The sequence below is a fragment of the Argonema antarcticum A004/B2 genome (genome assembly GCF_023333585.1).
GTDB classification, from domain to species: Bacteria; Cyanobacteriota; Cyanobacteriia; order Cyanobacteriales; family Aerosakkonemataceae; genus Argonema; species Argonema antarcticum.
In genome coordinates, this window is the sequence record NZ_JAIQZN010000049.1 from 38277 (window position 1) to 53382 (window position 15106).

The 15106-nt window shown below is 44.5% G+C and carries 13 protein-coding genes; 5 read left to right on the top strand and 8 right to left on the bottom strand.

The features are described from left to right. Positions 1-304: 304 nt before the first annotated feature. Positions 305-1207 carry a 3'(2'),5'-bisphosphate nucleotidase CysQ family protein gene (locus LAY57_RS20135; RefSeq protein WP_249068636.1) on the bottom strand — a complete coding sequence of 301 codons (903 nt, stop codon included), beginning with the start codon at positions 1205-1207 and terminating at the stop codon, positions 305-307. Positions 1208-1266: 59 nt separating this feature from the next. After that, complete coding sequence (locus LAY57_RS20140; protein ID WP_249068638.1) at positions 1267-2130, bottom strand: sugar kinase; 864 nt, start codon at positions 2128-2130, stop codon at positions 1267-1269. 238 nt (positions 2131-2368) lie between these two features. Here LAY57_RS20140 and LAY57_RS20145 point away from each other — a divergent pair, with 238 nt between their 5' ends. From LAY57_RS20145 to LAY57_RS36290, 4 genes are all read left to right on the top strand, one after another. Beyond that, entirely contained in the window at positions 2369-4681 is a 2313-nt protein-coding gene (locus tag LAY57_RS20145; protein ID WP_249068639.1) for a bifunctional diguanylate cyclase/phosphodiesterase, read from the top strand. Positions 4682-4795: 114 nt separating this feature from the next. Beyond that, a complete protein-coding gene (gene rsmI, locus LAY57_RS20150) occupies positions 4796-5665 on the top strand; it encodes a 16S rRNA (cytidine(1402)-2'-O)-methyltransferase (protein ID WP_249068640.1) in 870 nt (289 codons plus the stop codon). Positions 5666-6023: 358 nt separating this feature from the next. Next, entirely contained in the window at positions 6024-7457 is a 1434-nt protein-coding gene (locus LAY57_RS20155; protein ID WP_249068642.1) for a phosphoglucomutase/phosphomannomutase family protein, read from the top strand. A 118-nt stretch (positions 7458-7575) separates the two neighbouring features. Continuing rightward, positions 7576-7950: a lipopolysaccharide assembly protein LapA domain-containing protein gene (locus LAY57_RS36290; RefSeq protein WP_338022455.1), complete on the top strand. Its 375-nt coding sequence runs from the start codon at positions 7576-7578 to the stop codon at positions 7948-7950. 28 nt (positions 7951-7978) lie between these two features. Here LAY57_RS36290 and LAY57_RS20165 read toward each other — a convergent pair whose 3' ends face one another. Beyond that, the gene (locus tag LAY57_RS20165) at positions 7979-8548 is read right to left on the bottom strand and encodes a thermonuclease family protein (RefSeq protein ID WP_249068643.1); all 570 of its coding nucleotides are present in this window, start codon (positions 8546-8548) and stop codon (positions 7979-7981) included. A 44-nt stretch (positions 8549-8592) separates the two neighbouring features. Here LAY57_RS20165 and LAY57_RS20170 point away from each other — a divergent pair, with 44 nt between their 5' ends. After that, positions 8593-9468, top strand: a complete 876-nt coding sequence (locus LAY57_RS20170; RefSeq protein ID WP_249068645.1) for an SDR family oxidoreductase — start codon at positions 8593-8595, stop codon at positions 9466-9468. Positions 9469-9583: 115 nt separating this feature from the next. Here LAY57_RS20170 and LAY57_RS20175 read toward each other — a convergent pair whose 3' ends face one another. The 5 genes from LAY57_RS20175 to LAY57_RS20195 all read right to left on the bottom strand — a co-directional run bounded on the left by LAY57_RS20175 (position 9584) and on the right by LAY57_RS20195 (position 14603). Next, complete coding sequence (locus tag LAY57_RS20175) at positions 9584-9970, bottom strand: toxin-antitoxin system TumE family protein (protein ID WP_249068646.1); 387 nt, start codon at positions 9968-9970, stop codon at positions 9584-9586. Then, the gene (locus tag LAY57_RS20180) at positions 9967-10266 is read right to left on the bottom strand and encodes a hypothetical protein (protein WP_249068648.1); all 300 of its coding nucleotides are present in this window, start codon (positions 10264-10266) and stop codon (positions 9967-9969) included. The genes LAY57_RS20175 and LAY57_RS20180 overlap by 4 nt, the downstream gene beginning before the upstream one ends. A 53-nt stretch (positions 10267-10319) precedes the next feature. Next, the gene (locus LAY57_RS20185) at positions 10320-10682 is read right to left on the bottom strand and encodes a DUF2442 domain-containing protein (RefSeq protein WP_249068650.1); all 363 of its coding nucleotides are present in this window, start codon (positions 10680-10682) and stop codon (positions 10320-10322) included. Positions 10683-10756: 74 nt separating this feature from the next. After that, on the bottom strand, positions 10757-13702 hold the full coding sequence (gene polA / locus LAY57_RS20190; RefSeq protein WP_249068653.1) for a DNA polymerase I: 2946 nt from the start codon (positions 13700-13702) through the stop codon (positions 10757-10759). 181 nt (positions 13703-13883) lie between these two features. Beyond that, positions 13884-14603, bottom strand: a complete 720-nt coding sequence (locus LAY57_RS20195; protein ID WP_249068652.1) for a PEP-CTERM sorting domain-containing protein — start codon at positions 14601-14603, stop codon at positions 13884-13886. Between the last annotated feature and the right edge of the window lie 503 nt (positions 14604-15106).

A 15106-nucleotide genomic window follows, 5' to 3' on the forward strand; every position in this document is an offset into this window, starting at 1 on the left:
TGCTGAGTGCTGAGTGCTGAGTACAAACACAATTCCCGCCTTGCGAAGAAGCGTTTAATACTGTCCTAATCGCCTTGGCGACTGCTATACAGGGGTTTTCAGGTCAGTTAGGTACAGAGAAACCGGGTTTCTTGAAGAAACCCGGTTTCTGAGGTGTACTTCATGCAACTGAAACCCAACCTACGATCCATAAAATCTGTATCTATAGCAACCGCCAAGGCTGTTAGGACGTTTTTAATTCAACCAAACCCTAGCCCCTTCTTCCCCCTAGCCCCTAGCCCCTAGCCCCTAGTCCCTAGCTATATCAACTGTCCAGCTTTTCTAGAATTTCTTTAGCTTGGGCACACAAATCGTCATGGCAATGACCGTTGCTAGCTATTAAGCAACCCCACTGATTCACATCGCCGCGATTGTATTTCAGAGGAGAACCATCTAGATAGGTGAATTTGCCGCCAGCTTCTGTCAAAATTAGTTCTGGAGCAGCCATGTCCCAGTCTTTCGGTGCAGATTTGCTGGAAAGAGAGATGTAAATATCTGCCTGCTGTTCGATAATAGTGACGATTTTGCAACCTACACTGCCAACATATTTTTTATTTTTGCAAGGCAATTGCTGTAAGAGATTATTGAAGCGATCGTCTCGGTGGGTGCGACTGACTACTATAGATAAATCCTCAAGATTGTGGCGCGAGGACACCTGCACTGGTGTTACCTGTCCATCACGAGTTTCCACAAACGTGCCGCCGCCTTTGGTTGCATAGTATACCTTTTCAGTTTCAGGCCATGCAACTGCTGCCACTATTGGACGCCCTTCGTATACTAAAGCAATCTGAACAGCGTATTCACCTGTCTTGTCAATAAAGTCTCGCGTCCCATCTAGGGGGTCAATTATCCAAATCCAAGGTTCTGCTAAAGGGGATGACAATACTCCTTTAGACTGAAATTTATACGTCTCTTCACTCAAATAACCAAAGTCTTGCAATCCGAAAGAAGCTTGCAAATTGTCCAAGATGTAGTGGTTGGCGACCACATCAGCAGCAGTAACCGGGCCATCCTTTTTTTCTTGAATATCCAGGTCGCCGGTGTGGGCTTCGCCGCGATAGTAAGACCGCAGGATGTCTGCTGCGCCCCAAGCAACTGATCGAGCTAGAGCTGCTACTTCCTCTAATCCTTCAAATCTGTTTTGGCCTAAAGATTTTAATACTGTCACGCTACGATTCCTTTACTATTTGCAGATTGATGGAGGCTACGATAACTGGAAATTTAATGCTAGAGGCGGGATTCCATCCACCGACGAGTTCCAAAAAATTGACAGCTTAGGGAAGCAACTTTAGCTGCCGATGCCAAGGCGTCGGTAAAGTTTTGGCGCAGAATGTAATGACAGAAGGCACCGTGGAAAACATCGCCAGCACCCAGCGTATCGACAGCCTTAATTTTGGGAACTTCCACCCACCCCGACGTACTTTGGCAAATATACCTAATTGGTTTTTCTCCCTGAGTGATGGCGATATGTGGAATTCCCTGAGATGAAAGATAGGTTATTACCTCCTGCTCATTTTGGCAACCTGGTGGATAAAAGTTAGCCGAACAAACAGCGTAATCGACAAAGGGCAATAACTGTTCAAATCCGGGCTTCCAGCTGCCCCCATCTATTACAACCGGGATATTTTTTGATTTAGCTAACTCTACCATTGTTTGTCCAATTTGCATCTGGTGTCCGTCAATTAACACAATATCGATCCCAAACACAATGTCGGAGGAAACACTTTGCTTGTGACCTGGGGATTTAGTAGCGTTGATAGAAATCACAGCCCGTTCCCCTGTACATTGAGTCACGATGATAGAAGATACTGGTGGGGGTTCAACTCGTGCCGAATCCAGGTCTTGTATCTCAACATTGTGGCTTTTTAAATCGGCTCGGATCAGGTGAGTAATTGCGTGAGTGCCAACTACGCCCAAAAGGTTGGCCCGATCGCCCAAATAACTAAATGTCACCGCTGCATTCGTTGCTGGACCACCCGCTGCAACCGTATAGTCAGTCGCTACAATTTTTTGGTTGTTAGTTGGGGAACCTGCCGCCAGATAGAGGAAGTCTAAAGTTAACAATCCTACAAATAGTCCCTGTCTTGCCATTTCTGCACTTTCTACTCAGCCTGAAAGAATTTCGCCTCAACCTACAGATAGCTTAGATGCGATCGGCAAAGGCAATAACATAGGCGCGGTATTCGCTCAAATCTATCCAAAGCGGCTTTAACTTACTCTCCAGATTTAAGACACTGGAATTAAAGAATTAAGATTTTAAACTAAACAGAGACTTTCAAGATCGCCCTGAGATAAACTTTACAGTATCTTTAAAAAAGACTGACTTTTTATGAAAGAAGTAATAAGAAAATTTTTTGCTCCCGGAAATTTTATCCCCTACGGACACTGCGACCCGTGGCCCGAAGGGCTGGTTTGGCTCCACATCTTGTCGGATACCCTGATTGCATTGGCGTATTATTCAATTCCGCTCATGCTGCTGTGCTTCGTCTACAAACGACAAGATGTGCCGTTCAAATCGCTGTTCTGGCTGTTTGGGGCTTTTATGGTTGCCAGTGGCACAACCCATATATTGTCAGTTTGGATGATTTGGCAGCCAAATTATTGGCTATCTGGTAGCTTTAAAGCATTTACTGCCATAGTTTCGCTGTATTTGGCGGCGTTAGTTTTTCCCTTAATTCCCAAAGTATTAGCACTCCCAAGTCCGGCTGAACTGGAGGCGACAAACCAAAAACTGGAACGGGAAATCATGGAGCGCGAGCAGGCAGAAGCAGATCTTAAAGAGAGCGAGGCACTATTCCGGTCAATTTTTGAGGGAGCCAGCATCGGTATAGAAATCATAGATCTGACAGGACAAACTGTGGCAAGGAACTCGTCTCTACAGCAGATGCTTGGATACAGCAAAAATCCAAAATTGCATCCTTCCAAGGATGAGGAGCCTGATGACGAATTGAAGATGAGGAAACGATCGCGTCACCAGATCGATAATCGTTATTTGTTTTGGGAGCGCGATCGCTATCAGATGGAAAAGCGTTACCTTTGCAAAGATGGGCAGCTAATGTGGTGCCACGTCACTGGTTACTTAGTACGCGATAACACTGGCTACCCACAATTCGGCATTCGCATGGTGGAAGATGTCACCGAACACAAGCAGGCTCTAAAGCAGTTACAGCATTACCAAAAACGCTTGGAAGATATGGTGGGAGAGCGTACCGCTTTCCTCGCCAAGGCGAACGAACAGCTGAGCTGGGAGGCTACTCACGATGCGCTTACCGGATTAATTAACCGCCGTGAATTTGAGCATCGCCTAGAATCAGCCTTAGCAGGTGCCAGAAATCACAATCAACAGCATACCTTGTGCTATCTCGACCTAGATAGATTCAAAATTGTTAACGATACTTGCGGTCACGCAGCTGGAGACGAGCTGCTGCGTCAAATCAGCGCTTTGTTGCATACTCACGTGCGTCATACGGATGTTCTAGGGCGACTGGGCGGCGATGAATTTGCCCTGTTGCTTTACAATTGTTCTGTGAAGCAGGGACTTCAACTTGCCCATTTACTGCTTACAGCTATCCAGACATTTCGGTTTGTATGGCAGGACAAAACTTTCAGCCTTGGTGTCAGCATCGGAGTGGTGCCCTTCACTAGCCCCCTGACTTATGGCGATGCGCTGCTACAAAGTGTAGAAAAGGTGTTGTGCGCGGCAGATGCCGCTTGCTACCAAGCTAAAAACAGCGGACGGAATTGCGTACACCTCTACCAACCTGACGATGAGGAACTGGCCCAACAGCGCGAGCAAAAGCAATGGATCGATCGAATTAATCAGGCAGTCAGCGAAACGGCTTTGGATCGAAATCAGAGTGATTTTTCTCATAAATCGGAACTTGCAGATAACAAGTTTTGCTTGTACTATCAACCGATTATTTCTCTTTCTTCTCATCAATTTGTTAGGGAATATTACGAGGTTTTGTTACGTTTGGTAGATGAGAAAGGTGAGGTAATTCCGCCAATGGCATTTCTCCCATCTGCTGAGCGCTATAACCTCATGCCAACCATTGACCGCTGGGTGATCGGTACTTTATTTGGAATCCTGGCGCAGCAGAGTTGGGAAATGCAAAGTTGTAGTTTATATGCGATCAATCTTTCTATCGCTACTGTTAACGACGAGCGCTTTATTAATTTTCTCAAAGATCAGTTCTCGCTCCACAAAATCTTGCCTCAGTCGATCTGCTTTGAAATTAGTGAAAGCGTTGCGATCGCCAATCTGATTCAAACAACCAAACTTATCCTCTCTCTCAAGGCTTTAGGTTGTCGAATAGCCTTAGACGATTTCGGTAGCGGGATATCTTCTTTTGCTTATCTCAAGCAACTACCTTTGGATTATTTGAAAATTTCGGGAAATTTAATTGAGGATGTACTGGATGACACAATAACTAGCGAGATGGTGAAAGCGATTAATAAAATCAGTCATGTGATGAACATTCAGACAATTGCCACATTTGTCAAGAACGACTCTATCCTGGAGAAGGTAACATCTATGGGAATAGATTATGCTCAGGGTTATGGTATTTCTGCTCCACATCCGGTAATATTTAGACCAAGCCGGAGATACGAAGAAACTTTGCTCCAAAGGCGCTGTTCTTAGGATATATTAATCTATAGCCACAGTCACATCAGTTAGAACAGTATTGAGCGCTCAAGGCCAGGACTGTGTTTTTACTCAGCACTCAGCACTAAAGCCGAAGCACTTTACTATAATATGGAAACAGATCCCCAGACCGGCAGGCTTTACTTGGTAGGAACTCCGATTGGCAATCTGGAAGATATGACGTTCCGCGCAGTGCGGATTTTGCAAACGGTCGATATCATTGCGGCAGAAGATACTCGCCATACAGGCAAGCTTTTGCAGCATTTTCAGATTTCCACGCCCCAGTTGAGCTATCACGAACACAATTCTTCCCAGCGGATTCCTGAGTTGGTGGATAAGTTGAGTCAAGGAAAGACTCTAGCACTCGTCAGCGATGCCGGGATGCCCCTAATTTCTGACCCCGGTTCTGAGTTAGTCCGAGCTTGTATTGAAGCTGGAATACCAGTAGTACCTGTTCCTGGCGCGAGTGCGGCAATTACGGCGTTAAGTGCGGCTGGGTTACCAACAAACCGTTTTGTGTTTGAAGGTTTCATACCATCAAAAGGGTCAGAACGCAAGGATCTTTTGGAAGCTTTACAAACAGAATCGCGGACATTAATTTTATATGAATCTCCCCATCGACTGCGGCAAACTCTACAAGATTTAGCAGATTTTTTGGGTTGCGATCGGCAAATTGTACTGGCAAGGGAGTTAACTAAATTATACGAGGAGTTTTGGCGAGGCACGATCGAGGAGGCGATCCTTCGTTATTCTCAAAGGGAACCTCAAGGAGAATTTACGATCGTCCTAGCTGGTGCCCAGTTAGAAAAGCCGCATCTATCTGAGGAAACACTGAAAGTTGAGTTACAGCAGTTAATGGGTCAGGGAATATCGCGATCGCAAGCTAGTCGCCAGCTGGCAAAAGCTACCTCTCTTCCCCGTCGTCAACTCTACCAACTGGCCCTTACTCTTCCCTCTCCAGAATTTTCAGACGAGCTTTAGTGTGTCTTTACGGAATATGGTTCTTCCGTACTTGATGTGCTAAAATATTAAGATAAAGTGGCAATTTAGAGTAATTAAGAGCAATTATGAAAAGGGTAATGACCAAAATATTAAATTTGCCTGGGGTGATAGTAGAAGATAGCTTTGAATTTTTATGGATGTAGGATATGCACAAATTATCTAGCTGCTTGTATAGCCAGTGGTTTCGATCGATAATATGCTTTTGAACTAGCTGCATGGTTGGGGCGTCAGTTTAACGCTGATTCTACTATAATTGCCTAGTTATGGCTAAAATTGGGTATAAAGTCAATGAAGTTTTACAATACTATGTATTGTTAATTGAGAGGAAATGACTTAGATGAGTGCTAGCAGCAGCTCGAACAAGATTAAGTTTGGTACAGACGGATGGCGCGGTATTATCGCCGATGACTTCACTTTTGCCAATGTGTGCAAGGTGACGCGGGCGATCGCCAGTTACTTGGAAACAGCATATTCTAAAGATAGACCAGTTCTGGTAGCTTATGACACCCGGTTTTTAGCTGACCAGTTTGCCAGTACTGCCGCCCAAATTCTGGTAGACGCCGGTTGGACAGTGAAAATAGTCGATCGCGATTGCCCGACTCCGGTAATTGCCTACAACGCCAAGCTTCTTAACTCGGCTGGGGCGCTCATGTTCACCGCTTCTCATAACCCAGCGCCCTACTGCGGCATTAAGTACATCCCCGATTATGCAGGCCCAGCCACACCGGAAATTACAGACACGATTGTAGCAAATATTGAAGGAGCTACTGATACGCCGCCATCGGGAAACAATCTTGACAAGATTTCTACCTTCGATCCAAAGCCAGAATATCTGACATTTATCTACACTCTCCTGGATGTAGAGCGGATTCGCAGTGCCAAGCTAAAAGTTAAGTACGATGCACTTTATTCTACCTCTCGCGGCTATCTGGATACGGTTTTGCAGCACTGCGGTTGTGAGTTAGAGTCGTTCCACACCTACCGCGATGTGTTGTTTGGCGGCGGAATGCCAGAACCGAAGGGCGAGCAGTTGGTAGAATTGGTGGAAGCGGTAAAGAAAGATGGTGCGGATTTGGGTTTGGCGACGGATGGAGATAGCGATCGCTTCGGTATAGTTGATGAGCAGGGAAATGTCCTCACTCCCAACACCGTATTGCTGTTGCTGGCGCGTCACCTAGTCAAAAACAAAGGCAAAACCGGCGCAATCGTCCGCACTGTCGCTACCACGCATTTGCTGGATAATTTCGCTGCTAAGTACGGTTTGGAACTTTACGAGACAGCAGTAGGCTTTAAGTACATCGGCGAGAAAATGCGCCAGACGCAGGTGCTAATCGGTGGTGAAGAATCCGGTGGATTGAGCATTATCGGTCATATTCCCGAAAAAGACGGCGTTTTAGCAGATATGCTGGTGGCAGAAGCGATCGCTTACGAAGGTAAGCCGCTGAGTCAGCTTGTTGAAGAAGCGATCGCCGAAGCTGGTGGCCCACTTTACAACGAACGCCTAGATTTGCACCTAGATGATGCACACAAAGCCGCTGCGATCGATTCTTTCACAAAGAATCCACCGACAGAAGTGGCAACAGTTAAAGTGAAGGAAATTGGTCGCAAAGACGGCATCAAACTGTATTTGTCAGAGGGAAGCTGGGTATTGCTGCGTCCTTCGGGAACTGAACCCCTGATGCGCGTTTACATAGAAACCAACACGCCAGAAAAACTAACCCAAATCGCTGAATACATGAAACAAACCATCAGCAAGCTGGAACCTAAGTAGAATTTCAGATTGAAGAATTGCAGATTTCAAATTTAAGTAAATCTGCAATCTTTTTTCTGTCAGATTTGTTGTGGCATCGTAGAGATATCCTGTCTTTTGATAGCTATTGTCCGAATCCATGAAAACCATCGCCTACCTCCTCGCTTCCCTAATTCTAGCCATCTGGGTATTAGCGATCGCAATCTTTTCTGTCCAAAACGCTACCCTGGTATCGTTGAAGTTTCTCGGATTCGAGTCAATTCAGCTACCAGTGGGTGTGGTGCTGGCGTTTTGTGCTGGTGCTGGGGTGGTGGGAGGTGCGATCGCTTTTCCCCTATTGAGCGGTTCTGCGCGGCTTCAAGGGGATAAAAATCGATCGGACGATGATTTTGAAGACGACGACTTCGAGGAAGATAACCAACCTGTCTCTAACCAACCTACTCCTAACCAAACTACTCCTAACCAAGTTAGCTCTGATGATGATTGGCTAGAAAGCGGCTCAAAAGATTGGTAAACTGACATCTTGCACCACCTCAACAAACTCATTTAGTGCGACGATACTCCCAAGCAGGCACAAAATTCGCATCTCCCCAGATACCGCGTCTACTCTTCTTAGCCTCAGCTTCAGCTTCTTGGACAACAGATGCGCTGGGACAATTTTTCAGGTAAGGTTGGTAAACCATCGCCAGTCCTTCGCGGATTAAGACTTGTTGGATAAAAGTGCCATCAGGCAAGCGCACTTCACCAATTTTACGCCCATACCGATCGGTATCGGTTATGGTTAGAGAAATGCGATCGCCTCCCTTCTTCACCAACTGCCGCACTCGACTTTGCGCTTTTACACCCCAGTTGAATTGGTTTTTGTCCAGCAACTTTCTGCTTTGCTTTTCCTTCTGGGAATGCGGAATTTCCGGCGCATCCGCACAAGCGAAGCGCACCGTAAAGCTAGTTCCCTTGGAGTCTGTTACTGCGATCGTATCTCCATCGCTGACTCGCTTGACTGAGTAGGTAGTTTGTGCATAACGGTTTGGACATCCCGTTAAGCTAACGATCAGGAAGCCAACGCCGAGACATTTTAGAGAGTTCTTGATTAGTTTGCGAGTGCAGGACATTAGATTTTATATTTTAGATTAAATGTAGCAGCCGTGGAAAGCAGATGAAAAAACTTTTAGTTACAGGATCTAGCGGTTTCTTAGGATGGAACCTTTGCCAACTAGCCATACAACAATGGGAAGTTTATGGAACCTACTTTTCCAAAGCCGTCGATATTCCAGGCGTAAACCTTGCCAAAGTTGACTTGAGGGATTTTCAAGAGATCGATCGCCTATTTAAGGAAATTCAGCCAACAGCAGTTATCCATACCGCCGCTCAATCCAATCCTAATTTTTGCCAAACCCATCCAGAAGAATCATATTTAATCAATGTAACAGCTTCTTTGAATATAGCAAAATTGTGTGCAGATTATTCTATACCTTGCGTCTTCACTTCCACCGACCTAGTTTTTAATGGCTTAAAGCCTCCTTATCGAGAAACAGACTCTGTTTGTCCTATAAACTATTACGGCGAACAAAAAGTCATAGCTGAACAAGGTATGCTGGAACGCTATCCCAAAACGGCTATTTGCCGAATGCCGTTAATGTTTGGCATTGCGCCGCCTGGTGCTACCAGTTTCATTCAACCGTTTATTAAGATTTTAAAAGAAAGAAAAGAGCTAAGTTTATTTACAGACGAGTTTAGAACACCTGTCAGCGGCCAAACTGCTGCTAGCGGACTATTATTAGCGTTGGAAAAAGTTGAGGGAATAATTCATCTAGGTGGAAAAGAGCGCGTATCGCGCTATGAGTTTGGTCGCTTGATGGCAGAAGTACTGGAACTTCCCCAAGAAAAATTGAAAGGCTGTTTGCAAAAAGATGTGCCAATGGCTGCACCCAGACCTAGCGATGTTTCTTTAGATAGTTCTAAAGCTTTTGCTTTAGGGTATCAGCCTTTGTCTTTGCGGGAAGAGTTGAAAAAGTTACGGGGTAAGGTTTAAATTTCAGCGTACAAAACCTTTTCGATCTAACGGAGTTTTCAGTTTTGGATGGAGAAGACTGGGATATTGAAAATGGCTAATACTAAACGAAGCATTCGTGTAACTTTGACCATTTTTATGCCCCTGTTTCTGTCGTGATAATAGCCAGCACTTTTTCAACATTCATTGATTCATTGGGTAATACATTTTCCTCTTCACCATCATGAAGATGGTAAGGATATGTTGCTATTTCTGGATGGTGTGGTGCGTTATCCCAACGTTTACGCAGTTGACCATCATATCTCTGCCAATGAAAGCGATATTTTGTAATCTGTACCCCTGCTTGTGTGACAAGGAAAAACTCGAACAATTCCAAAAGACTACCGTCTTTCAAAGTAAGGCGGTAGCGTAACAATCCGCGATCGCCTTGTGCTTCTTCGCGAACTATTGTCCAGTCTAAAACTTGTGGACTTAAAACAATTAGCGCTTTAACGTGAGTCAGATAATCACTTGCGTTTGTCACACAGCTAACTCCAAGTGATGTATTTTTTCTAGAATGTTTTGGCAAAGTTCATATAAACCAGACCATTCAAAAAAATCAATGTCATCACCTAATTCTCCCGCCTCAAAACGTTGATAAAACACGGCTGAATCCATCCTATACCGCTGCTCAAATTCGCGTAAAGATCGATTGTATCTTTCCAACCGTTCCCGATGTTGATTGAGAGCGATTTCCAATAGTTTTCCTACAATTCGATCTAGTTCTGCTTGGTCAGAATAAGTGTCTTTGAGAAGTTCTAGTTTACGCAATGTATCCATGATTAAAGTTTTTGTGGTTTTCGTATATGGTAAATGATATAAGATGATCGCGCCTAACTAGCTTTTTGTTCAACCAGTCGCTGCTTTGCCATCCAGACTTTGGTTCCAAATATCCCAACCATCAAATAAGGAATACTCAAATCCACATCTAGCGTTTCCCAGTGCAAACCTTCACCAGAAGGAGTTACTTCTACTTCCGCTAAATCATTCGCAGATGCTTCCCCTAAACCTTGCACTAATTGGGGAGGAAATAGGAAACTGGCTCCATTTCGCAGTTCGATGACGATGCGATCGCAATTAGCATCATAGTATGCAGATTTAGCACGCGGTTCAGCAACATCTGCAATTACCGCAGCTACTCTTGCTTTGGCAATCTCTTCTTTTAAACTTTCTTCACTCAGTTGTTGGTTCTCCATAAATGATCGTTGGTGTAGATGCGGACACTGAAACCATCTTTTTTTAGTCCGGTCGGCATAGTTAAATAATTTTTCTACTTCGTCTCCATCCAATTTGGGCCGACATGAACATCAACCACCAGCGGTACACTCAATTGCACCGCATTTTCCATCGTCGATCGAATCTGAAGCTGCAATTCTTCCCATTCAGATGGAGGAACTTCCAACACTAATTCATCATGGACTTGCAACACCAACCGCGCCTGATAATTTTGTAAAATCTGATGCAGTTTTATCATCGCAATTTTGATTATATCGGCGCTAGAACCTTGAATCGGCGCATTTGCAGCAGCACGTAAAAGTTGCGCGTCAGATGCACTCATCTTCTTAAGTTTGTCGAAGTCAATTTCATCCAGATTGGCACCTCGGTAGCTGCGAACGCTACCACTCTCAAAGTTGAAGTAGCGGCGGCGTCCGCGAATGGTTTCCACGTAACCAGATGCGATCGCTTCCCGCTTCATCCTCTCCAAATACTCAAAAACCTTGGGATAGCGATCGTTAAACCGCTTAATAAATTCATTCGCATTTGCCTTATTTACACCAGTCGATCGCGAAAACCTCAGCGAACCCATCCCGTAAATTACGCCAAAGTTAATCGTTTTCGCCAAACGACGTTCGTCTGAAGTAATGTTTTCTTTTTCAAACACCAGCCTTGCGGTGACAGTGTGAATATCTTCATTATTTTTATAAGCTTCAACTAACACGGGTTCTTGACTCAGGTGCGCCAAAATTCTTAACTCAATTTGCGAATAATCTGCTGAAACCAACAACCAGCCGTCTTCTGGCAAAAACGCCTTGCGAATTCGCCGACTAAAATCTGTACCGATAGGAATATTCTGCAAATTTGGGTTAGAAGAAGATAGTCTGCCAGTATCCGTAACCGTCTGATTGAAATCGGTATGTAAGCGCTTAGTATCACCACGTACTCGCTTCAGTATTCCTTCAACATAAGTAGAGTAAAGCTTATGCAGAGTGCGGTATTCCAAAATAGCATCAACAACTGGGTGGTCGCCTTGCAGTTTTTCCAAAACAGTTACATCGGTTGAGTAGAAACCTTTCTTGGCAGTTTTTCGTGACTTTTTCGTATCTAGATTGAGTGTTTTAAACAGAAGTTTACTCAACTGTTCCGGTGAGTTTAAATTAAAAGTTTCACCCGGAACGGCGTTGCAGGCTTTCTTTTCAATTGCCTCTAATTGCGGTTTCATCTGCTGAGACAGTTCTTTGAGATAGGCAATATCAATGCGAACACCATCATATTCCATCGCTGCTAAAACTGGCTCTAGAGGTTCTTCCACTTCCAGTAACAATCGGTACAAGGCTGGAACAATTTCCAGTTTCTCCCGCAGTTTAGCAACCAGTTGAAATGTAGCATAAACCTGCATTCCACAATAGTCTGCCACCATAGAAATATTTACATCAGCAATTGTTTTATCTTTTGGTACTAAACTTGTATAACTTCTGATTTTTAATTCTAAATCGCGCTCAGACAATTTTTCAAGACTGTGACTGTTTTCGGGATTCAAAACATAACTGGCCAACATCGTGTCCAATACAACCCCAGACAGTTTAATTCCCTGACAGCGCAACACCAAGCGATCGAATTTAGCATTCTGCAACGCCTTGGGATATCTGTCACTTTCCAAAATCGGACGTAACGCTTCTAAGACTGTCGCCTTATCTAGATTTTCTCCCTTTTTATGATTAATTGGAATATAAGCAACGTCATCTGGATTAGTTCCCCAGCAGCAACCAATTCCGACTAATTCAGCATCTCGCGGTTCTAAATCGCTGGTTTCCGTATCCCACGCGACTGGCGTTGCTGAATCGGTGCAACTTTGCAGTTGGGTTACCAGTTCTTTTAGTTTGGCTGGAGTGTCAATAATGCGGGATGTAATTGGGGAGTCAGGTTTTTGTTGAATAGCTTGTGTTTCCTCAAAACTGAAAAATGATAGTTGCTCAAATTCAGCGGAATCAAGGGATGTTTCTGACAACGTTTTTCCAGAAGGTTCCGCTTGCTTTTCCTCGGCGGCGACACCCCCAAATGCTTGCTGTAATTCCTTAATTTTTCCTAAATAAAACTTGAAGTCTAATGTTTCCAGCAGCGGTTCTAAAGCTGCGCTATCAAAACCTTTTAGCTTGCAGTCTTCTAAACTAACATCCAGAGGAACATCGGTAACTATCTTGGCCAAGTGCTGAGAATGGTAAGCTATTTCTTTGCCAGTTTCCAGTTTGGTTTTGTTTGCACCTTTAATTTCATCTAGAGAAGCATAAATTGCGTCCAAAGAGCCGAAGTCTGCCAACAATTTCACGGCTGTTTTATCGCCAATTCCCTTGACGCCAGGAATATTATCGGAGGTGTCACCGCAGAGAGCTTTGTAATCAACAACTTGCTCTGGTGAAATTCCCATGATGTCTTTTACTTGTTCTGGTTCAACTTCTGCGAGTCCGGTGGTACTGTTGCGTTGCAAGAAGGTTTTACCCAGATACAAAACACTAATTCCCTTGTTTGTGTCAACCAGTTGAAATAAGTCTTTATCTCCGGTGAGAATTTTCACTCTATAACCTGCTACACTCGCCTGAGTTGCCAAAGTTCCCAAAACATCATCTGCTTCGTAGCCGGGAGCGGTTAGAATTGGCAAGTTGAAGGCTTCCAGCAGTTCGTGGAGATTTTTGAGGTCGGCGATGAAATCTTCTGGCGTCTCTGTGCGATCGGCTTTATAGGTGTCATCAGCTTCATGGCGGAAAGTTGGTAAGCTGAGATCGAAAGCGATCGCGATCGCTTCCGGTTTCTGCGACTCGATCACAGCCAGCAACGACTTGAGGAACCCGAAACACACGCTCGTCGGCATTCCCGTTTTTGTTTTCAAACCGCCATCCCTACCTTTGGCAAAGGCATAATAGGAGCGGAAGGCCAAGGAGTGACCGTCAACTAGGACGATTAGGGGTAGAGTTTCCGGGGAAGCAGATGTGGATTTTGACATAATCCCCATTCTAGCCGCCTGCAAGTCGATTGTGGTTGACTGCAAATGCACCAAAAAGCCGTTAGTTAAAATAACTAACGGCTCAGCCTGACTCATTTAAAATTGCAGTATTCCAGTAGAGTATTTCTACAAAATTCAGATCGCCGTTGCAAATCAAGTTGTAGAAATATGGAACAATCGATTAACCGATCGCACGAGTGCGACGGCGGCGAGAGAAGACAAGTGCTGTACCTGCGAGTGCAAGACCTGCTAAGGTAGTTGGTTCGGGTACTGATGCTACAATCCTCGATGCACTTACTGTCAAAGTAACGTCTTGGAAGTCTTTATCGTTTCCGTTTCCGCGATCGTCGAAGCCAATTTTGACAAGGTTAGCCAAGGGATCGCCTGCTGCATACTGAGCTTGGTTAGCTGCACTATATGTGGTTGTGTCTGCTTGTCCTAGCGAGCCGAATGAATTAAATACGGCTTGCTGCGTTCCGCCAGTGGCAAAAGGATTCAGTGCTTTTGTCGAGTACACTATTCCATCACCGCCGCTATCTAGTCCCAAGGTGTAGGTTTTGCTTGCCTCAAATGTGTAAGAGTTGGTGCAGACTAAAACTGTATTTCCACAAGTTCCCAGCCAACCGTTGGCGCTGCCATTATCAGAGCCTTTCGATTCACCAAACACATCTTTAATGAAGGTAAGCTGATTGTTAGCGCCGACTTCAAAAATTTTGACTGTTGACTGGAAGCTGCCGTGAGTTTCGTTAAAGTTAAAGTCAACTTTGGTATTTTCGAGAAATTTAATGCCATCATTTCCGAAGCTTTCACCCGCCAACAAAGATGCGGCTTGGGCTGGAACAGAAAGGCTGACGATAGCAGCGGCGGCGGCGGTCAGGCTAGCAAAAAGATTCGTTTTCATTTGAATAAACCTCTCTTCTGTAGTTTTTGTAAGGAGTTAATCATCTGCTGTTACTTCATTTATAGGAGTATTAAACTTGCCTGTCTAGTATTTTGGCGGTTCTTTGTCAACTCTTTATGCTGCTGATGGTTTTTGTGAATTTTCTGACCTGATGACGACCGATCATTTACAATCCGCGATTTCAAAGGCTATGTCGCTGAGCTTTCACCGCCCATAACAGCTATAGGACTTACGCATTCGATTTTCCACCTACTACATTTCTAGGGGCAATTCATGAATTGCCTCTACATCTAGTGCCAAGAAGAGCGTAAGTCCTGAGCTTTTTAAGTAAAAATACGTAAATACTACTTTGGTCTGTGCTAAATTGCTAGTTAAGAATGATATTTTCCACAGTTCAATGATGTAATTTGGTAGTATAGCTAGGGACTAGGGACTAGGGGCTTTCTTGCTAGGGACTAGGGAAGAGGGAAGAGGAAAAAGCTTGACGAAGTAAGGGATTATGG